We start from the raw sequence: 19,969 nt of genomic DNA, 5'->3' as shown, positions 1-19,969 counted from the left end.
CGGCCCACAGTGGCCGCATAATCAGGTGGCATACTCATCGCCGTAGCGTTTCAGGCCGTCCAGGTCTACAACCTGGACGCCACCATACTTGATCAGCAGCAAACCCTCGTTTTCAAGCTGGCGCAATGCCTGGTTGGCGCGCTGGCGCGAGACACGGGCCAGATAGCCAATTTCTTCCTGGGTAATGTCCAGGCGCAGACCTTTTCCGGGGTAGAGCAGCGGGTTGAACAGCTCTGCCAGACAACGTGCCACGCGGGCATCGGGCGTAGACAGGCTGTTGTACTCGGCCTTGCCGATAAATTGCGCCACACGTTCATTGAGCTGATGCAGGAGGTAGCGGTTGAATGCAATGCTCTGGTCCAGCAAGTCGTTAAAACTATGCGCGGGCAGTCGGGCCACCTGGCTGTCGCGCAAGGCGACAACATCGTATTTACGTTCCTCGTTCTTGAGCAAGGAGCCTTCGCCTATCCAGCCACCGGCGGGTACGCCAGTCATGGAGGCAATCTTGCCTTCGGAATTTCCTACCGACACTTTGAGCAAACCTGACAGCACGCCGATCCAGGCGGTGGCGCGTTCTCCCTTGCGTTCCACAATGGCGCCAGCCTCGTACTCAGTGACCAAAGTATCGCGCCGGACACGCTCTTGCAGCTCCGGTGTCAACAGGCGAAACCAGGCGGCTCGCTCGGATAAAGCATCTACAACATGCATGAGGATTAACCCTCGATAAAGGTCGAATGTCATGTCCGTGACAATCTTCGGGACGGGCAGCCGATAACTTGATTAATAACAGGCTGCAAATAGCGTGAGGGCATCAAGTTCGCCTTCGGTCTCAATCATAAGCAGCCTCCTGGACCATAACAAGCCGGGAAAATTCGGAGGAGACATGGTTGTGCGGATGGATAAAGAGCAGGTAGCGGGTTTACCCGGCACCTTCCCAGCCTGGATAGAACACCATGCCCAGGTGCGCGGCAGCAATATCGCCATGCGCGAAAAAGACCTGGGAATCTGGCAGACCTGGACGTGGCGGGAGCTGGCTGAACAGGCCGAGCAACTGGCTGCGGGCCTGGCCGGGCTGGGTGTCAAAGACGGACAGCACGTTGCGGTGATCGGTGAGAACCGCCCGCGTTTGTATCTGGCCATGATGGCGGCCCAAATGCTGGGCGCTGTTCCTGTGCCCTTGTATCAGGATGCCGTGGCCCAGGAAATGTTGCACGTTTTGCTGGATGCCAGCATCCGTGTGGCCGTGGTCGAAGATCAGGAGCAGGTCGACAAGCTGCTGGAAGTCTGGGACCAGTGTCCCGATCTGGATGCGCTGATTTACGACGACCCACGCGGTCTGCGCAATTACCAGTACGAGCAATTGCAGTTCATCGAACAAGTTATGGAGCAGGGGCGCTTGCAACTAGCGCGTGATCCGGACTGTGTACGTCGTATCTGGAAAGCGATTACGCCTGACCATGCGGCCGCCATGTTCTATACCTCCGGCACTACCGGCAAACCCAAAGGTGTCGTGCTGACGCATGCGGCTTTGGTGGATCGTGGCCTGGCCATTCAGGAGCTGGAATCGCTGACCGATGCCGAGGAAGTGCTGGCCTATCTGCCGCCTGCCTGGATTGGGCAGAACATGTTTTCCTACACCCAGTTTCTGGTCACGGGTTTTACGGTCAATCACCCCGAGTCGCCCGAAACCGTGTCCATCGATTTGCACGACATTGGCCCAACGTACTATTTTGCCCCTCCCCGCGTGCTGGAAGGCTTGCTGACGCAGGTCACCATTCGCATGGAAGATGCGGGTGCCTTGAAGCGTGCCCTGTTCAAGCGCTGCATGGCCTTGGCAAACCGGGTTGGCGTCAAGATTCTGGACAAGAGCCCCGGCGTGGGCCTGTGGGATCGCCTTTGCTACGCCATGGGCAATGCCCTGATTTATGGCCCTTTGCGCAATGCACTGGGAATGAGTCGGGTGCGGGTAGCCTACACGGCAGGTGAAGCGATTGGCCCTGATCTGTTCACGTTTTACCGCTCGATCGGCATCAACTTGAAGCAGTTGTACGGCGGCACTGAAACTTCCGTGTTCGTATGTGTGCAGCAAGATGGTCATGTGCGTCCTGACACGGTTGGCCCACCTGTACGAGGCGTGGAAATCCGTGTGGCCGATAACGGTGAAATTCAGGTGCGTAGCCCTGGCCTGTTCAAAGAGTATTACCGCAACCCCGAGTCCACGGCCGAGTCCTTTACCGAGGACGGCTGGTATCACACGGGTGATGCCGGTTATCTGGACACGGATGGTCAGTTAAAGATCATCGACCGGGCCAAGGACGTGGGCAAGCTGGCCGATGGCTCCTTGTTTGCACCCAAGTACATCGAAAACAAGCTCAAGTTCTTCCCCTTCGTCAAAGAAGCCGTGGCTTTTGGCGATGGCCAGGAAGAAGTGTGCGCCTTTATCAATATTGATCTGGAAGCCGTGGGCAACTGGGCCGAGCGTCGCAACCTGCCCTATGCCGGTTACACCGACCTGGCAGGCAAGCCCGAGGTCTACGCCTTGATTCGCGATTGCGTGGCACAGGTCAACGAAGATCTGGCTTCCGATCCCAAGCTGGCCGGTTCGCGCATCAATGCCTTCCTGATTCTGCACAAAGAGCTGGACCCTGATGACGATGAACTGACCCGTACCCGCAAAGTACGTCGCGGCTTTATTGCACAGAAGTACAAGGTGCTGGTCGATGCCTTGTTCAGCGGCTTGGACAGACAGTTTGTGGAGACTGAAGTGAAGTTTGAGGATGGGCGCAGCGGTCGCATCTCGGCAGACCTGCACATTGAGCGCATGACAGACGTAGCAGCAAGGAGCGCATGATGACTGAGGCGCAAACGCCGGGCCGTCGCATTGGCCCTGTAGTACTGGATTTGAAGAATATTTCGCTGTCCTTTGGTGGTGTGAAAGCCTTGACAGATATCTCGTTCAACATTCGTGAACACGAGATCCGTTCCATCATCGGCCCGAACGGGGCAGGCAAAAGCTCCATGCTGAACGTCATCAACGGCGTGTATGCACCACAACAAGGCGAGATTGTCTTGCGGGACCAGAGTTATGCACGCATGAACTCGCGTCACACGGCAGAGCAGGGCATTGCCCGTACCTTCCAGAACCTGGCGCTGTTCAAGGGCATGAGTGTGCTGGACAACATCATGACCGGCCGCAATCTGCACATGAAAAGCGGGGTGTTTGCCCAGGCTTTCCGACTGGGCGGTGCCGAGCGTGAAGAGATTCGCAACCGTGAATACGTGGAAGGCATTATCGACTTCCTGGAGATTCAGGCCTACCGCAAAACGCCGGTGGGACGTCTGCCTTACGGCCTGCAAAAACGGGTTGACCTGGGTCGGGCGCTGGCGATGCAACCGAGCATTCTGCTGCTGGACGAGCCCATGGCGGGCATGAACATCGAAGAAAAGCAGGATATGTGCCGCTTTATTCTGGATGTGAACGAAGAGTACGGCACCACGATTGTTTTGATCGAACACGATATGGGCGTGGTCATGGACATTTCGGACCGCGTGGTGGTCTTGGACTATGGCAAGAAAATTGGTGACGGGGTTCCTGACGAAGTACGACAAAACCCGGACGTCATCCGCGCCTATCTTGGCGCTGGCCATTGAGGGGAACGGACATGGCATTTTTTCTTGAAACTTTGCTGGGCGGGCTGATGAGCGGGATGTTGTACGCCTTGGTCGCGCTGGGCTTTGTCCTGATCTTCAAAGCATCGGGTGTCTTTAACTTTGCACAGGGCGCAATGGTGCTGGTGGCCGCACTGGCCATGGCCCGTCTGTCCCAGTGGATTCCGCAGTTGCTGGGCATGGAGCCTGGCATTTTGGGCAATGTGCTGGCTTTCATTGTCTCGGCCATCTTGATGTTTGTGCTGGCTGTCGTGATTGAGCGCTGGGTGCTGCGTTATCTGGTCAACCAGGAAGGCACAACCTTGCTGATGGCCACCATCGGTATCAGCTATCTGCTTGATGGCCTGGGCCAGATCGTGTTTGGCAGCTCCGTGTATTCCATTGATGTGGGTATGCCCAAAGACCCGGCTTTCATTCTGGAATCCGTGTTTGAAGGCGGTGTGCTGGTCAGCCTGGAAGACTTGAGCTCGGCGGTGGTTGCTGCCTTGCTGGTGGCTGCCCTGGCCATGTTTTTCCAATACACCAGCGTAGGTCGTGCCCTGCGTGCGGTGGCGGACGATCACCAGGCAGCGCAATCCATTGGTATTCCCCTGAACCGTATCTGGGTCGTGGTCTGGACCGTGGCCGGTTTGGTGGCTCTGGTGGCGGGCATCATCTGGGGCTCCAAGTATGGAGTGCAGTTCACCCTGTCTACCGCAGCGCTGCGCGCCTTGCCGGTGGTGATTCTGGGTGGTCTGACATCGGTGCCCGGTGCCATTGTGGGCGGCCTGATTATCGGTGTAGGCGAGAAGGTGTCCGAGGTGTATCTGGGCCCTTATGTAGGTGGCGGCATCGAGATCTGGTTTGCTTATGTGCTGGCCCTGGTGTTCTTGCTGTTCCGACCTCAAGGTCTGTTCGGCGAGAAGATTATTGATCGCGTCTGAGGTGGAGTCGATATGATTTACCGCGAAAATGGTCAGTTCAAAAGCAGCTATCGGGCTGACCAGCAGATTTTTCCCATCCGCCAGGATCGCTATGTGGTGTTGGGCTTGTTGCTGGTGGCATTCCTGCTGGTGCCAGCCATGGCATCCAACTACTTCCTGCAAGCCATTCTGATCCCCTTTCTGATCCTGTCCTTGGCAGCGATTGGCCTGAATATTCTGGTGGGCTATTGCGGCCAGATTTCCATCGGTTCGGGTGCCTTCATGGCAGTGGGCGCCTACGCCGCCTGGAACTTTGGTGTCCGTATTCCGGAACTGCCACTGGTCTTGCAGATCCTGCTGGGCGGTGTCTTCGCTACTTTGGTGGGTGTGGCCTTCGGTATCCCCAGTTTGCGTATTCGGGGTCTGTACCTGGCTGTTACGACGCTGGCCGCACAGTTCTTTGTGGATTGGGCTTTCCTGCGTATCGCCTTTTTCACCAACTATTCGCCATCGGGCAACGTGTCCGTGCCTGCCTTGAGCGCCTTCGGTCTGCCTGTTCAGACTCCCATGCAAAAGTACTTGTTTGTGCTGCTGTTTGTGGTGGTGTTCGCGCTCCTGGCCAAGAACCTGGTGCGTGGCGCAATTGGGCGTCAATGGATGGCGATTCGTGACATGGACGTGGCGGCTGAGGTGATTGGTATTCGTCCGGTCTACGCCAAGCTCACCGCCTTTGCCGTCAGCTCTTTCATCATCGGTGTGGCTGGTGCTTTGTGGGCCTTTGTACACCTGGGTTCCTGGGAACCGCTGGCCTTTGACTTGAACCGTTCCTTGCAGTTGCTGTTCATCGTCATCATCGGTGGTCTGGGCTCGATTGTGGGCAGCTTCTTTGGTGCCGCTTTCATGGTCTTGCTGCCCGTGTTCCTGACGAACGTGCCGCACTGGTTTGGCGTGTCGATTGGCGTGGATACCGCCTCGCACATTGAACACATGGTGTTCGGTGCCCTGATCGTATTTTTCTTGATTGTGGAGCCGCACGGTTTGGCTCGACTCTGGAGTATTGGTAAGGAAAAGCTGCGTTTGTGGCCCTTCCCCCATTAATAGCAGGTAGGCAGTTCATTACAAAAACAGCCCCACCAATCGGGATGGGGTACTTAGACAAATGGTACTTATCGGAGGACCAGGAGATGACAACACGACTGAAACGCGCTGTGCTCGGCTTGAGTGCTTGCGCTGCAATGTTGACCATGAGCACAGCCGCTTTGGCAGCCGAGGAACAGTACATTCCCCTGCTGACCTACCGCACCGGCTCCTTTGCCCCACTGGGTATCCCATGGGCGGACGGCAAGCTGGACTATCTGGCTTTGGTCAATGAACGTGACGGCGGTGTCAATGGCGTCAAGCTGGTGTACGAGGAGTGTGAAACCGCGTATGCCACCGACCGTGGTGTCGAGTGCTACGAGCGCATGAAAGGCAAGAACGGGGGCGCTTCGGGCTTTGATACCCAGTCCACAGGCATTACCTTCGCACTGACTGACAAGGCCTTTGTCGATGGCGTGACCATTGAAACCATGGGCTACGGTCTGTCTCACTCGGCTAACGGCGCGGTGTTCGAGTGGAACTTCCCACTGCTGGGCACCTACTGGACCGCTGCTGACGTCATGATCCAGGACATCGCCAAGCAAGTGGGCGAGGACAAGCTTAAAGATCAGCGCATTGCTCTGGTCTACCACGACTCGCCTTACGGTAAAGAACCTATCGCCCTGTTGCAGGCACGTGCCAAAGAGCAAGGCTTCAAGCTGGATCTGTACCCTGTGACCGCTCCTGGTGTGGAACAAAAATCCACCTGGCTGCAAGTGCGTAAAAACCGTCCTGACTTCGTCTTGCTGTGGAGCGCCGGGATCATGACGCCTACCGCCATTCGTGAAGCACAGGCCGTGGGTTACCCACGCGAGAAGATCTATGGCATCTGGTGGGCAGCGTCCGAGAGCGATGTGGTCGATCTGGGCCAGACCGCCAAGGGCTACAAGGGCATCACCATTCACAACAGTGCTGGCGATGGTCCGGTGCATGATGCCGTGCGCGATCTGCACGCCAAAGGCAAAGGGGCTGAAAACCGCGACAAGCACGTCGGTTCCTTGGCTCACACCCGCGGCATGATGATCTCCATGATGCAGGTAGAAGCCATTCGCACCGCACAAGAGAAGTTTGGCAAGGGCAAGCAAATGACGCCTGAGCAAGTGCGCTGGGGCTTTGAGAACCTGGACCTGGACGAAGCACGTCTGAAAGAGCTGGGCTTTGAGGGCATCATGCGTCCCGTCAAGACCTCTTGCAGCAACCACATGGGTGATGACTGGGCACGTATTGTGCAGTGGGACGGCAACAAGTTTGAAGTCGTATCTGACTGGTATCAGTCCGACAAGAACTTCGTTGATCCATTAGTCAAAGAAATGTCGGCCAAGTACGCCGCTGAGAAGAAAATTACGCCTCGCACCTGCGAAGGCTAAACCCAGGCGCCCAGGGTTCGCCCTGGGCACTGCATTGCGTGGGGAAGATTATGAGTGAGACCGTAGGCCAAGTGGATGAGACGCCAACGCTGTTGGACGTCAATGGCATCGAAGTGATTTACAACCACGTCATTCTGGTGCTCAAGGGCGTTTCCTTGCGTGTGCCGGAAGGGCGGATTGTTGCCTTGCTGGGCGCCAACGGTGCCGGTAAAACCACGACCTTGCGGGCCGTATCGAACTTGCTGCGCGCCGAGCGCGGCGATGTGACCAAAGGCCAGATTCATTTGCGTGGTGAACGCATCGACCAACTGACACCGGCTGATCTGGTCAAGCGCGGCGTGGTGCAGGTGATGGAAGGGCGTCACTGTTTTGCGCACTTGAGTATTGAAGAAAACTTGCTGACCGGGGCGTATACCCGCTCCCTGTCGCGCGGCGATTTAAGCGCCGAGCTGGACAAGGTGTACCAGTACTTTCCGCGTCTGAAGCAGCGTCGCACCAGTCAGGCAGGCTATACCTCGGGCGGAGAGCAGCAAATGTGTGCCATTGGCCGTGCCCTGATGGCCGACCCGGGCATGATTTTGCTGGATGAACCTTCCATGGGGCTGGCCCCGCAGGTGGTGGAAGAGATTTTCGAGATCGTGCGTGACTTGAATCAGCGCGAGCGAGTCAGCTTCTTGCTGGCCGAGCAGAACACCAACGTGGCCCTGAAGTATGCCGACTACGGCTACATCCTGGAAAACGGTCGGGTGATGATGGATGGACCTTCCCAGGCCTTGGCGGAGAACGAGGACGTCAAGGAGTTCTATCTGGGTGTGTCCGGGGGCGAGCGCAAGAGCTTTCGCGACAATAAATTTTATCGACGACGCAAGCGCTGGTTGGCGTAAAGCCGCTACCCCTTACCCTTTTTGACGTTTTTAGTTTTGGGCAGCTTCTGGCTACACGGGGTGTGGTAGCAGAGCTTGGCATCGACACGTCTCTGTCTACGGGCAGAAAGTCGGCTGGGCGCGGGAGTGTTTGAATGCCAATTCATCCCACTGGAGGAGAGATGAGCGAATATTACGACGAGCGCGAAACCCTGGAACCGGACGAGCGCGAAGCCGATTTAATGACCCGCCTGCCGCAGGTGCTGCAAGCGGCTGCCAAAGGGGCACCGGCCATTGCCAAGCAATTGGAGTCCGTGGATCTGGGTGCGGTACGCAGCCGCGAAGATCTGTTGGCCATCCCTGTGTTTCGCAAAGGTGAACTGCTGCAAGCCCAGCTTGCAGCACGTGAACAAGCCCGTTCTGGTGCAGATTCTGCGGCCTATGCGCAATCGGTGTTTGGGGGCTTCTCCTCCATAGGCTGGGGTGCCGCACGTAAAGTGTTTGCCTCGCCCGGCCCCATGTACGAACCTGAAAGCCGTCGCCCGGATTATTGGGGTTTTGCTCGCGCCCTCTACGCGGCAGGATTTCGTCGGGAAGAGCTGATTTTCAATTGTTTCTCCTACCACTTCACCCCGGCTGGCTCCATGATGGAAACCGCTGCCCATGCCCTGGATTGCACGGTGTTTCCGGGCGGGGTGGGTCAGACAGAGCAGCAAGTACAGGCCATGGCGGACCTGCGTCCCAATGGCTATACCGGTACGCCCAGCTTTCTGAAGATCATCATGGAAAAAGCCCAGTCCATGCAGATTGCCTTGCCGGGTCTGACTAAAGCCCTGTTCTCGGGAGAGGCGTATCCGCCATCTCTGCAAAAATGGTTCAGCGAGCACGGTGTGGCAGGCTACCAGGCCTACGGCAGTGCCGATCTGGGCATGATTGCCTATGAAACCCAGGCCCGCGAAGGCTTGGTGCTCAATGAAAACCTGATTCTGGAAATCGTGCGACCCGGTACTGGTCAGCCTGTCGCTCCAGGAGAGGTGGGTGAGGTTGTTGTGACCTCCTTTAACCCCGACTACCCGCTGGTGCGCTTTGGCACGGGCGATTTGTCCGCCGTCATGCCCGGTCAGTCTCCTTGCGGTCGTACCAACCAGCGTATTCGCGGCTGGATGGGGCGTGCTGACCAGACAACCAAGGTACGCGGCATGTTTGTCCATCCGGGACAAGTGGAGCAGATTCGTTTGCGTCACAAGGAGCTGGGTCAGGCACGTCTAGTGGTACGGGGTGCCAGCGGTCAGGACCAGATGGTGTTCCAGGTGGAAGTCACCGCCAAGCCTGAAGGTCTGGAAAGTGCCTTGGCCGACTCGATCCGGGAAATCACCAAACTGCGTGCTCAGGTGGAATTTGTAGAGCCAGGTGCCTTGCCTCGGGATGGTAAAGTCATCGAAGACCAACGCAGCTACGATTAATTAGCCATGTAGATATGCACACAAGTAGCAGTCGGGCTGCGGTACTATGCTGGAAAATAGTCAATACCTATACCTTCTGAGGAGAGCCCGATGCGCTTTGTGCCCGTTTCTGCCGTAGTTTTGGCCCTGATGGCCAGCCTGCCTGCTGCCCAGGCCGCCACCCTGGACAATGTCAAACAGCGCGGCCATGTGCTGTGTGGCGTGACCACCGGTTTTGCCGGCTTCTCTGCTCCTGACGACAAGGGCACATGGACTGGCCTGGATATTGACGTATGTCGCTCGGTAGCCGCCGCCACCTTGGGCGACGCCAGCAAGTTCAAGGCCGTGCCCTTGAACTCGCAGCAACGCTTTACCGCCTTGCAGTCCGGTGAAATTGATTTGCTGGCCCGTAACACCACTGTGACCCAGCAACGTGACACCGCCGTGGGCGCTGTCCACGCAGGCATCAACTTCTACGACGGCCAGGGCTTCCTGGTGTCCAAGAAGCTGGGCGTATCCAGCGCCAAGGAATTGAACGGCGCCACGGTTTGTATGCAGACCGGCACGTCCAACGAAAACACCATGGCTGACTGGGCTCGTGCCAACAAGGTTGAGTACAAACCTGTGGTCATCGAACAGTTCAACGAAGTGGTTAACGCTTTCGTGGCTGGCCGCTGTGACGTGTTCTCCACCGACGCTTCCGGCCTGGCTTCGATCCGTATCTCCAAAATGGAGAACCCGGACGACTACCAGGTGCTGCCTGAAATCATTTCCAAAGAGCCTCTGGGCCCATTCGTTCGCCAGGGCGACGATGCTTGGCTGAACATTGTGAAATGGTCCATTCAGGCCAGCTTCAACGCCGAAGAATTGGGCGTGACAGCGGCTAACGTGGACGAGAAGCTCAAGAGCAACAACCCCAACATTCAGCGTCTGCTGGGCGTGACGCCCGGTGCCGGTAAAAACCTGGGCCTGGATGAAAAATGGGCCTACAACATCATCAAGCAAGTCGGTAACTACGGCGAGTCCTTTGACCGCAACGTCGGTAAAGGTAGCCCGCTGCAAATCGAACGTGGCTTGAATGCTTTGTGGATTGATGGCGGCCTGATCTACGGTCTGCCTATTCGTTAATCCTTTCAGGATTCGCGATAAAAAAAGCAGCTCTCTTTGGGAGCTGCTTTTTTATTGGCTGCTAGATTCGAGGGTCATGAATCTGATTTGCTCTTTGCCCCAATAGGCCAAAGCCGCATGGGGCAAACCTGGAGACTTAGTTCTTGCGCCGTAACACCAGCGAAATCTTGGCAAAGGCCACTTGCAGATCCTGCGTGGCACCCTGAAAAATCACAGGTCGTCCGCGCCGGGTAAAACAGATCAGGCGCTTGGAGTTGAACAGGGGCACGAACTTGGCAAAGTGGATGTCTTGCCATTGCACTTCCCGTTTCATGATCCAGTTCTGGCGTATGCCGTTCTGATCAATGGTGGTGATGCCGTGCCACATATGCCAGGCGATCAGGATCAGGCCAGTAAACAGCAAGACCAGACAGCCTGCCAGCACAGGGCTGATGGCTGCGCCTTGCGGGGAGCTGGCCACCAGGGCGAAACGTACACCGATCAGGGCCAACACAATCCAGGCACCGGCTGCCACCCATTTGGGCCAGGAGCGGCCCTGGATGGGAAGCGAGCCCAGATCTTTCAACATGGCATCGATTTCCTCTTTCGAGGGGGCTTGGCTCATCAACACGCGGCGGCCCCTTGCTTGCGGGCGGCCAGGGCGTTACCGGCATTGCTGGCTGATTTGCGCTTCAGGTGAGCCGAAATCCACTGGCCCGTGTCCACCACGGCATTCAGATCAATGCCGGTTTCAATGTCCAGGCCTTGCATCAGGAAGAGCACGTCTTCGGTGGCGACGTTGCCGGTTGCTCCCTTGGCGTAGGGGCAGCCGCCCAGACCGGCCACGGAACTGTGGAAAATATGAATACCCGCCTGCATGGAGGCCACGATATTGGCGATGGCCTGGCCATAAGTGTCGTGGAAGTGGCCGGACACGTGGACCGGGTCAATGTGCTCGGTCACCATGCGCATGACCTCGTAGACCTGGCGGGCTGTACCCACACCGATGGTGTCGGCCACGTCGATCTCGTCACAGCCTAGTTCGATCAGGCGTTTGCCTACTTTCAGCACATTGGAGGGGGCTACTGCGCCTTCGTAGGGGCAACCAAAGGCACAGCTAATGGAGCCACGCAGGCGCAGACCGGCTTCTTTGGCCGCTTGTGCAACAGGGGCAAAGCGCTCCAGCGACTCCTCGATGCTGCAGTTGATATTGCGCTGCGAAAAGGCCTCGCTGGCGGCGGCGAAGATGACTACTTCGTCTGCCTTGGCAGCCAGAGCCCCTTCAAAACCACGCATATTCGGTGTCAGGACTGAATAGATAGTGCCGGGGCGGCGATCAATGGCACCCATCACCTCTGCGCCGTCCGCCATTTGTGGCACCCATTTGGGCGAGACAAAGGAAGCCGCTTCCACGTTTGCAAAGCCCGCATTGGACAAACGGTTGACCAGTTCGACTTTGATATCGGTGGGAATAAATTCTTTTTCGTTTTGCAGGCCGTCCCGAGGGCCGACCTCCACAATCTTGACGCGCGATGGGTATGACATGACGTTTCCTGAAGGGAGAAATGGCTTGGGCCTCAAGGCCCTTACGTATTCGTCATGATACCTCTTGAAGGCAGGGCTGGCGTCCTAGGAACTGCCCTATGGCCCTTAAGGCTTCAAGCGTTGAAATCGTCCGTCTGCCAGAGGCTCGATGCAGCCTGCCAACTCCAGTTCTGCCAGGACCGCAGGCAGTTCGGTTGCCAGCAAGCCTGTACGTCGCATCAGTTGCTCCGGGGTTAGGGGAGCAAAGTCGATACGCTCCAGAATAGGGCGAAGTTCGTCTGGCAAGGCCTCATAGTGGGCACGCTGGAGCGTGGGCTGGCCGTTGGTGTCCAGACTGAAGGTGGTTTGTACATTGCCCAGCTCGTCCAGAATGTCCTGGGCGCTTTCCACCAGTTTGGCGCCCTGGCGAATCAGGGCATGGCAGCCGCGCGCCAAGGGAGAATGAATAGAGCCAGGAATGGCAAAGACTTCGCGTCCCAACTCGCCAGCCAGACGAGCCGTAATCAGGGAGCCGCTTTGTTTTGCGGCCTCGACCACCAGCACTCCTTTCGCCAGGGCCGCCACAATGCGGTTACGGCGTGGGAAGTGATGCGGCATGGCTCGGGTGCCTAAGGGGAACTCGCTGAGCAGCAGCCCGTGATCACTGATCTGGTGGGCCAGGTCGCGGTGTGCTGCCGGGTAGACCAGATCCAGTCCTGTCCCCATCACAGCAATCGTGCCTGCTGATTCTGGCCCTGCTTTCAAGGCTCCTTTATGCGCTGCCTGATCAATACCACTGGCCAGTCCGCTGATAATGCACCAGCCTTTGGACGCCAGCGTGGCGGCGAAGTCCGTGGCGGTTTCCTGGCCGGATTGGGTGGCATTGCGTGCGCCCACAATTGCCAACCCCTTGTGCTGCAGAGCGCCCAGATTGCCATTGGCATAGAGCAGTAGCGGTGCATCGTGCAGGTCCAGCAGTGCCGCGGGATAGGTGGGGTCGGCCAGCGTCACAACATGATGGCCGGGTTGTTTTAGCCACGCTACGGCTTGCTCGATTTGTGCTTGTAGTTCGTCCAGTGGCTCCTGGCTTAGCTGTACAGCCAGCTCGCCAGGAATGTGTCGTGACAGGGCTTGAACCGAGCTTTGATAGATTTGCGGCGGCAATCCGCAAACGGCCAGCAATTGCCGGGCCTGGGCGGGTGCAAGCTCTGGTTCAAGCGACAGGCGCAACCAGGCACGCAATTCTTTCGAGATTTCATCCGAGCTAAAATGATCAGGCATAAGGCAGTGTGGCACGAAACCGATAATTGTTCTGTTTGGCCTGGACTGTTTTATCCAGGGTGAAGGCCATTTTTTTGCTAGGGCTTCGTGTGGTGCCGGGGCAATCGGGTGCCGCCCTGAAACTTGTTTTATTATATCGACTTATCGCTTTTTCTTCGGACATGACAATGGCTTTGCTTCCTATCCTTAAATTTCCTGACCCACGTCTGCACACGGTTGCCAAACCCGTGCAGGAGGTCGACGACCGTATTCGCAAACTGGTCAAGGATATGGCCGAGACCATGTATGACGCGCCCGGCGTAGGCTTGGCCGCGACCCAGGTGGATGTGCACGAGCGTGTTGTCGTGATTGACGTGTCGGAAAGCGGCAAGGAATTGCTGGTACTGATCAACCCTGAAATCACCTGGAAAAGCGAAGAGCTGAAGGTCTACGAAGAAGGCTGTCTGTCCGTTCCCGATACCTACGACAAGGTCGAGCGCGCTGCCAATATCCGATTCAAGGCTCAGAACGAAAAAGGCGAGTGGTACGAGAAAGAAGCCGATGGTCTGTTGGCCGTGTGTGTTCAGCACGAGCTGGATCACCTGGACGGCAAGGTGTTTGTGGAATACCTGTCCGTGCTCAAACGTGAACGTATTCGTAGCCGTCTGCGCAAGCAGCAGCGTGAAGCATTGAAGGCAGGGCAATAGTCGCCATGCGTATTGTTTTTGCCGGTACTCCGGATTTTGCCCGTATCGCCCTGGAAGCCCTGTTAGCGCAGGGCTTTGATGTTCCTTTGGTCATGACGCAGCCAGACCGCCCTGCCGGTCGTGGCATGAAGCTCAGCCCTAGTCCCGTCAAGCAAGCGGCATTGAACGCCAATATTCCGGTCCTGCAGCCACATAGTCTGCGACTGGACGGCAAGTACCCCGAAGAAGCTGCTCAGGCCCGTCAGACCTTGCTGGATTTGCAGCCGGACTTGATGGTGGTGGCTGCTTACGGCCTGATTTTGCCTAAGTGGACCTTGGAGCTGCCGCGTTACGGTTGCTTCAATATCCATGCTAGTTTGTTGCCCCGCTGGCGCGGTGCGGCACCGATTCAGCGTGCGATTCAGGCAGGCGATGCGGCTACCGGCATCACCATCATGCAGATGGATGAGGGTCTGGATACCGGCGATATGCTGGTGCGCAGTGAATTGGCGATTCGTGATGATCACAGCGCTGCAACATTGCATGATGATTTGGCAGAACTGGGCGCACAAGCTTTGCTGGAAGCCTTGCAGAAATTACGTGATGGCACGCTGCAAGCGGTTCCTCAGCCAGAAGAAGGCGTGACTTATGCCGAGAAATTGTCCAAGGCGGAATCGGTGCTGGATTTGAGCCAGCCAGCCAAGGAGCTGGAGCGCCGTATTCGCGCGTTTGACCCGGTGCCAGGTTCCACCCTGTCCTTGCCCGGTTTGGACCAGCCTGTGAAGGTCTGGCGCGCCCAGGCGGTAGAGCAGAAGCATTCCGCAGAACCTGGACAGGTTCTGAACGTCAGTGCTCAAGGTATTGATGTGGCTTGCGGTGAAGGTGTGCTGCGTTTGCTGGAACTGCAAAAAGCCGGTTCCAAGCGCCAGCCCGTTGCGGTGTTTGTACAGGGCTGGCAGTCGCGCTAAGTCTTGCCAAGCGGGTTCAGACGCCAGCAGTGCGCTGGCGTCGCCACTCCAGAGCGCCAATCACAATGCCGCTGGTACACACCACGGCAATCCCGATCCAGGTGAACATATCGGGGAACTGCCCCCAGATCAGCCAGCCCAGTGCGGCCGCTGCCACGATCTGCAGGTAGACGAAGGGTGCCAGCAAAGACGCCGAGGCGCGTTGATAGGCCTGGATTTGCAGCAGATGGCCCAGACAGCCCCACAAGCCGGTCGAAATCAGAATCAACCATTGAAAAAAGCTCAGCTCTTTCAGGGCTGGCAGGGCGGCGGGCAGCAGAAAGGGCAGAGCAATGGTCAGGCAGATGCTGCCTACGGCCCCGCTCCAGATCAGTGTTGTCAGGGAGTTGTCCACGGCTACGCGACGTGTTGCGATAAATTGCGTGGCGAACAGACAGGCGGTCATCAAACCAAACAGCACCCCTATCGGATGCAGGCCAGCGGTAGGCCGAATGATGATCAGCACGCCCAGAAAGCCGACACCAGCGGCCACCCAGCGGCTCATGCGTGGTGGCTCTTTCAGGATCCAGGGGGCGACAGATAGCACCAGCAAAGGGGCCAGAAAGTTGATGGAGGTGGCTTCGGCTTGAGGCAGATAGCTCAAGGTGTTGAAAAACGAGAAGGTGGACAGCATCATCACTGTGCCACGCAGAATCTGTGCTTTGGGGCGGGAGCTACGCAGGATCTTGCGGCCCTTTACTGGCAAGACCAGTGCCAGAACCAGTCCCAGATGGACGACGTAACGAAACCAGCACATCACCAGTAGCGGCACGCCAAAACCCATGATCCATTTGCCACTGGCATCCAGACCCGACAGGGCCCAGGAAGACAGAATCAGAATGAGCACCCCCGCCAAGGGAAAGGCCGTTGGTGTCATGGTCTGGGGCAAGGAGGAGGGTTGGGGTGTGCTCATGACAGGCTCCTGACGAAAAGCACAAGGACGGCCGGATGGCCGTCCTGTATCGAACGTAAATCTTACCGGATTAGCGTTTGTGCAGGGGCAATACCCGTTCGATTGCTGAACCTACTGCCAAGAGGTGTTCGTCGTGGTAGGCAGGCGCCGCTACCATCAGGCCCACAGGGGCTTCATCAGCCGCATGGCAAGGCAGCGACAGGGCGCAGCCGTCCAGGAAGTTGATCAGGGTAGGGTTACGCAACACCAGGCCGTTGGTGGCGAAGTAGACCTCGTCCGATGCCTTCAGATCGGCAATGCGAGGAGCGACCACAGGCACGGTAGGCATCAGTACGGCGTCGTAGCGTTCCAGACGGCTTTCCACGGCGCTGATCCAAGCCTGGCGTGTGTCTTGCAGCTCGATGTAGTCGGCGCAGTCGATGTCCTTACCGCGCAGAATGCGGGAGGCCACGCGTGGATCGTATTCGTCGCCCTTGCTTTGAAGGGTGTCGCGGTGCACGGACCAGGCTTCGGCGCAGACAAAGCCGCCTTTGCGGTTGATCTGTGGCAGTTGGTCAAATTCGGGCAGATTGATCTCTTCGACTACCGCGCCTTGTTCGCGCAGCAGTGCGATGGCACGGTCAAAGGCCGCACGTACGGTCTCATCGATGCCATCAAAGACAAAGGTTTTAGGCACGGCCAGACGCAGGGTATCCAGGGCAGGGGTTGCCACGGGTACGTAAGGCTGGTCGGTCAGGATGGAATCAACAATGGCGCAGCATTCTACCGAGGCAGCCAGAGGGCCATTGGAGTCCAGGCTGCGCGACAAAGGCATGGTGCCTTCGCTGGGGACGCGCTCCGCAGTGGGTTTGAAGCCGGTCAGGCCGTTAAAGGCCGAAGGGATACGGATGGAGCCACCTGTATCAGTACCGATGGAGAAAACCGACATGCCCTGGGCTACAGCGACCCCGGCACCGGAGGACGAACCGCCGGGGATCCGGGCGTTGTCGCGATCCCAGACAGAGCGCGGTGTGCCGTAATGGGGATTGATACCCAGACCGGAAAAGGCAAATTCGGTCATGTTGGTGGAGCCAATCAGGATGGCTCCGGCGCGCAGCAGACGCTCCACAATCGTGGCGTGCTGCTCGGCTGGTTCAGCATCTTTCAATACCGCCGACCCACCCAAAGTGACATAGCCTGCGATGTCATGCAGGTTCTTGACCGACATGGGCAGACCTTCCACCAGCGAGCGGCTCAAACCGGCTGCGCGCAAAATGTCGGAGGCCTTGGCCGCAGCCAGAGCCTGTTCAGCAAACACCTCGATGAAGGCGGCAGCGCCGTCACGGCTTTCGTCCTGGATACGATCCAGAGCTTGCTGGGTCAGTTCGACCGAGGTGGTTTCGCCACGATCAAGAGCACGTTGCAGTTCGGTAATAGTCGCTAGCATGGGTCACTCACAAATTAAATGGGTGGGGCGGGCGGAGCCAGTTTAGGCTACTTCAGGCAGGACTTCAGCCACGTAGGTATGACGGATGCTGCGTTCGCGGCGGGGGTCATACAACTCCATGGTGAACTGGGCGGCTGGGCGAATGCCACCGATGGCACCCACGGTGCCGCAGGTCATGCCGAAGCCTTCAGGCATGGTGGCGGACTGGAAGTAGCCTTCGATCAGTTCCAGCGGGTTCTTCAGGGTGGACAAAGGACCGTCTTGATACAGAACTTCTTTGCCGTTTTCCTGAATGTAGGCGCGGATGATCAGCTCGTCCCAGTACTCGGCCACGTCGCTGAACAACCAGGCTTCGCGAGCAACAGGCTTGGCGCAGATCTGCTTGGACAGGGCCACGCTGTGTGCTTCCAGAACGCGATCGGTGTGGTCCGAGGCCAGGCTGACCAGCAGGCGACCCTGGTGGTTGAACACAAACACTTCGGTTTCGCCGGAGGAACCTGCACCAACGACCTGGATGTCTGCATCCTGGATCATCTGGTTGGCGGCGATGCGGTAGTACAAAGGCACCGAGCTTGGACGCGGTACGCCCAGCTCGGCCAGTTCTTCAATGTGGTGCTCGATGGCAGCCAGATCGCGGCCAGCCCAGCCAGCCACGATGCAGTGCTGCAAATCAGCTTCGATGATTTCAGTATGGGTGGCCTGAGCCAATTCAAAAGTCAAACGCATAGCAGTACTCGTTTACTCAAAGACAGATTGGATTAACCGAAAAGGCGTGGCAACCACAAAGCCAGATCCGGGAAGATAGCCAACAGGCCTACCATTGCCAGCAGCATGATCACAAAAGGCAGGCTGCCGATCATGACGTCGTTCATGCTGCCGTTCTTGCGCAGGCTTTGAACCACAAACAGGTTCAGACCAACAGGCGGAGTGATCAGGGCCACTTCCACCAGAATAATGATGGCGATACCCAGCCAGACCGGGTCAAAGCCCAGGGCAATCATGATGGGAGCCACGATAGGGATGGTGGTGATCATCATGGACAGGGTTTCCATGAAGCAGCCCAGCACCAGATAGAACACCACGATGATCAGCAGCATGACCATGGGCGAGACACCCAGGCCAGTAATGGCATCGGTCAGCGCATTGGTCAGGCCGGTAGCGGCCATCACAAAGTTCAGGAAAGCGGAACCGATCACGATCAGCATGATCATGGCGGTGGCTTTCATGGTGCCTTCCAGCACTTCTTTGATCATGTTCCAGCTCATGCGACCCGAGAAAGCGGCCAGGATCAACGCACCCACGACACCCAATGCAGCGGCTTCGGTTGGGGTGGCAACACCGGCGTAAATCGAACCCACGACCAGCAGGAAGATGCCCAGAGGAGGAACCAGATGCACGAGGCTGGCAAAACGCTGGCCCCAGGAGGCACGGATCTTGGCGCCGCCCCATTTGGGTTTGACCATGCAGGCGGCCGCGATGGCCAGCATGAACAGCAAGGCCATGCCCAGACCGGGGATGATGCCCGCCAGATACAGCTTGGGCACGGAGGTATTGGTCAGCACGCCGTAGATCACCAGGTTGATCGATGGCGGAATCAGAATGCCCAAGGTGCCGCCAGCGGCCAGACTACCCAGGAACAGAGGCTCGTTATAGCCTTGCTTCTTGATCTGAGGCAGGGCCACAGTACCCACGGTAGCGGCGGTGGCGACGCTGGAGCCGGAGGTGGCAGCAAACAGGGCGCTGGCACCGATATTGGCGTGCATCAGGCCACCAGGCAGCCAGGACAGCCACAGGCTCATGGCGTTGTACATGCGTTCAGCCATACCGGAGCGCAGCAGAATCTCGCCCAGCATGATGAACAGAGGGATAGCGACCAGCAGGAATTCGTTGCTGGTGCCCCAGGAAATTTCACCCAATGCGCCGGTCAGGGGCAGCATGGAATACAGTGGGTCCAGAATCAGGCCCAAAACACCCAGGGCAGCGCCCACGGGAATGCTCAGTCCGATCAGAACGAGCAAGAGAGTCAGTGCGGTGGTAATCATTTGGCGTCTCCTTGCACCATGCGTTTGCCAGCCTCGGCTTCTTCAGAGGCTTCTTCCTGGGTGCTACGGATACCGCACAGGGACTGAATCCCTGCCAGGTCGCCCGTAATCAGAGCCAGACTGGAGCGCAACAGCATCAGGGCCAGGACAATACACAGCCAGATCAGACCAGCTACCCACAGAAACTGGGGAATCCACAAGGGTGTGCCCATCGCCGTGTTGGCGGTGGATTGGTTAACCCAGGAGATATCTGCCACGCTGGTGGCATACAAGGTTAGATACACAATAAAGACCGACAGGGCGACCAGGGCAATCCAGTCCAGCAGTGCGGCAAGGCGCACGGGCAGATGCTGGTAGATGGCATCGATACGGATATTGGCGCGTTGCAAGGTGGCAAAGGACAAGGCCCAGGAGATGCTGATGGCAAAGGCATAGCCAGACAATTCATCGGAGCCGCCTAGCGAGCGTCCGGTGAATTTGCGAAACAGCACATCGGCCGTGATATAGAGAGCGCTGAGCAAGGTCAGGCTGCCAGCAAACCAGATTGCGTAGCGCGACAGATTGGTAGCACCAGCCAGCAGGCGGTTAAGCATGGCGAATTTTTCGGTATTTTCCATGGCGTCT

At 57.6% G+C, this 19,969-nt stretch carries 19 protein-coding genes; 10 read left to right on the top strand and 9 right to left on the bottom strand.

Annotated features, from left to right (window positions below; genetic code table 11):
• Positions 1-21: 21 nt before the first annotated feature.
• On the bottom strand, positions 22-708 hold the full coding sequence (locus OSH09_RS15045) for a Crp/Fnr family transcriptional regulator (protein ID WP_266121441.1): 687 nt from the start codon (positions 706-708) through the stop codon (positions 22-24).
• Positions 709-883: 175 nt separating this feature from the next.
• Here OSH09_RS15045 and OSH09_RS15040 point away from each other — a divergent pair, with 175 nt between their 5' ends.
• The 8 genes from OSH09_RS15040 (at position 884) to OSH09_RS15005 (ending at position 10,508) form a co-directional block, all read left to right on the top strand.
• Entirely contained in the window at positions 884-2,851 is a 1,968-nt protein-coding gene (locus OSH09_RS15040; RefSeq protein WP_222669229.1) for an AMP-dependent synthetase/ligase, read from the top strand.
• Positions 2,851-3,651 carry an ABC transporter ATP-binding protein gene (locus OSH09_RS15035; RefSeq protein WP_207872916.1) on the top strand — a complete coding sequence of 267 codons (801 nt, stop codon included), beginning with the start codon at positions 2,851-2,853 and terminating at the stop codon, positions 3,649-3,651. Before OSH09_RS15040 ends, OSH09_RS15035 begins: the two co-directional genes overlap by 1 nt.
• 11 nt (positions 3,652-3,662) lie before the next feature.
• Positions 3,663-4,592 (top strand): branched-chain amino acid ABC transporter permease, encoded by a 930-nt coding sequence (locus tag OSH09_RS15030; RefSeq protein ID WP_207872918.1) that lies wholly within the window; start codon positions 3,663-3,665, stop codon positions 4,590-4,592.
• Positions 4,593-4,604: 12 nt separating this feature from the next.
• Positions 4,605-5,669: a branched-chain amino acid ABC transporter permease gene (locus OSH09_RS15025; protein WP_207872920.1), complete on the top strand. Its 1,065-nt coding sequence runs from the start codon at positions 4,605-4,607 to the stop codon at positions 5,667-5,669.
• Between the two features lie 137 nt (positions 5,670-5,806).
• On the top strand, positions 5,807-7,075 hold the full coding sequence (locus tag OSH09_RS15020) for an ABC transporter substrate-binding protein (protein ID WP_376912221.1): 1,269 nt from the start codon (positions 5,807-5,809) through the stop codon (positions 7,073-7,075).
• A 50-nt stretch (positions 7,076-7,125) separates the two neighbouring features.
• Positions 7,126-7,959 (top strand): ABC transporter ATP-binding protein, encoded by an 834-nt coding sequence (locus tag OSH09_RS15015; protein ID WP_207872924.1) that lies wholly within the window; start codon positions 7,126-7,128, stop codon positions 7,957-7,959.
• 161 nt (positions 7,960-8,120) lie between these two features.
• Positions 8,121-9,401 (top strand): phenylacetate--CoA ligase family protein, encoded by a 1,281-nt coding sequence (locus tag OSH09_RS15010; RefSeq protein WP_207872926.1) that lies wholly within the window; start codon positions 8,121-8,123, stop codon positions 9,399-9,401.
• A gap of 90 nt (positions 9,402-9,491) precedes the next feature.
• Positions 9,492-10,508 carry an amino acid ABC transporter substrate-binding protein gene (locus tag OSH09_RS15005; protein ID WP_266121440.1) on the top strand — a complete coding sequence of 339 codons (1,017 nt, stop codon included), beginning with the start codon at positions 9,492-9,494 and terminating at the stop codon, positions 10,506-10,508.
• A 136-nt stretch (positions 10,509-10,644) separates the two neighbouring features.
• Here OSH09_RS15005 and OSH09_RS15000 read toward each other — a convergent pair whose 3' ends face one another.
• The 3 genes from OSH09_RS15000 to dprA all read right to left on the bottom strand — a co-directional run bounded on the left by OSH09_RS15000 (position 10,645) and on the right by dprA (position 13,292).
• A complete protein-coding gene (locus tag OSH09_RS15000) occupies positions 10,645-11,112 on the bottom strand; it encodes a hypothetical protein (protein ID WP_207872930.1) in 468 nt (155 codons plus the stop codon).
• Positions 11,112-12,032: a hydroxymethylglutaryl-CoA lyase gene (locus tag OSH09_RS14995; protein ID WP_266121439.1), complete on the bottom strand. Its 921-nt coding sequence runs from the start codon at positions 12,030-12,032 to the stop codon at positions 11,112-11,114. The genes OSH09_RS15000 and OSH09_RS14995 overlap by 1 nt, the downstream gene beginning before the upstream one ends.
• Before the next feature lie 105 nt (positions 12,033-12,137).
• On the bottom strand, positions 12,138-13,292 hold the full coding sequence (gene dprA, locus OSH09_RS14990) for a DNA-processing protein DprA (RefSeq protein WP_266121438.1): 1,155 nt from the start codon (positions 13,290-13,292) through the stop codon (positions 12,138-12,140).
• A gap of 167 nt (positions 13,293-13,459) precedes the next feature.
• On the opposite strand from dprA, the gene def reads away from it, so the two are divergent.
• Entirely contained in the window at positions 13,460-13,978 is a 519-nt protein-coding gene (def, locus tag OSH09_RS14985; protein ID WP_207872936.1) for a peptide deformylase, read from the top strand.
• A 5-nt stretch (positions 13,979-13,983) separates the two neighbouring features.
• The gene (fmt, locus tag OSH09_RS14980; RefSeq protein ID WP_207872938.1) at positions 13,984-14,925 is read left to right on the top strand and encodes a methionyl-tRNA formyltransferase; all 942 of its coding nucleotides are present in this window, start codon (positions 13,984-13,986) and stop codon (positions 14,923-14,925) included.
• Between the two features lie 16 nt (positions 14,926-14,941).
• On the opposite strand, the gene OSH09_RS14975 is transcribed toward fmt, so the two are convergent.
• The 5 genes from OSH09_RS14975 to OSH09_RS14955 form a co-directional block, all read right to left on the bottom strand.
• Positions 14,942-15,877, bottom strand: a complete 936-nt coding sequence (locus tag OSH09_RS14975; RefSeq protein WP_266121437.1) for a DMT family transporter — start codon at positions 15,875-15,877, stop codon at positions 14,942-14,944.
• Positions 15,878-15,947: 70 nt separating this feature from the next.
• A complete protein-coding gene (locus OSH09_RS14970; RefSeq protein ID WP_266121436.1) occupies positions 15,948-17,303 on the bottom strand; it encodes an amidase in 1,356 nt (451 codons plus the stop codon).
• 42 nt (positions 17,304-17,345) lie between these two features.
• Positions 17,346-18,029, bottom strand: a complete 684-nt coding sequence (locus tag OSH09_RS14965; RefSeq protein ID WP_222669215.1) for a DUF2848 domain-containing protein — start codon at positions 18,027-18,029, stop codon at positions 17,346-17,348.
• A gap of 32 nt (positions 18,030-18,061) precedes the next feature.
• Positions 18,062-19,345: a TRAP transporter large permease gene (locus OSH09_RS14960; protein ID WP_266121435.1), complete on the bottom strand. Its 1,284-nt coding sequence runs from the start codon at positions 19,343-19,345 to the stop codon at positions 18,062-18,064.
• Entirely contained in the window at positions 19,342-19,962 is a 621-nt protein-coding gene (locus OSH09_RS14955; RefSeq protein WP_266121434.1) for a TRAP transporter small permease subunit, read from the bottom strand. Before OSH09_RS14955 ends, OSH09_RS14960 begins: the two co-directional genes overlap by 4 nt.
• Between the last annotated feature and the right edge of the window lie 7 nt (positions 19,963-19,969).

This window comes from Alcaligenes parafaecalis (genome assembly GCF_026344135.1).
Taxonomy (GTDB): domain Bacteria; phylum Pseudomonadota; class Gammaproteobacteria; order Burkholderiales; family Burkholderiaceae_B; genus Alcaligenes; species Alcaligenes parafaecalis.
This window is presented reverse-complemented; position numbering and strand designations above follow the sequence as displayed.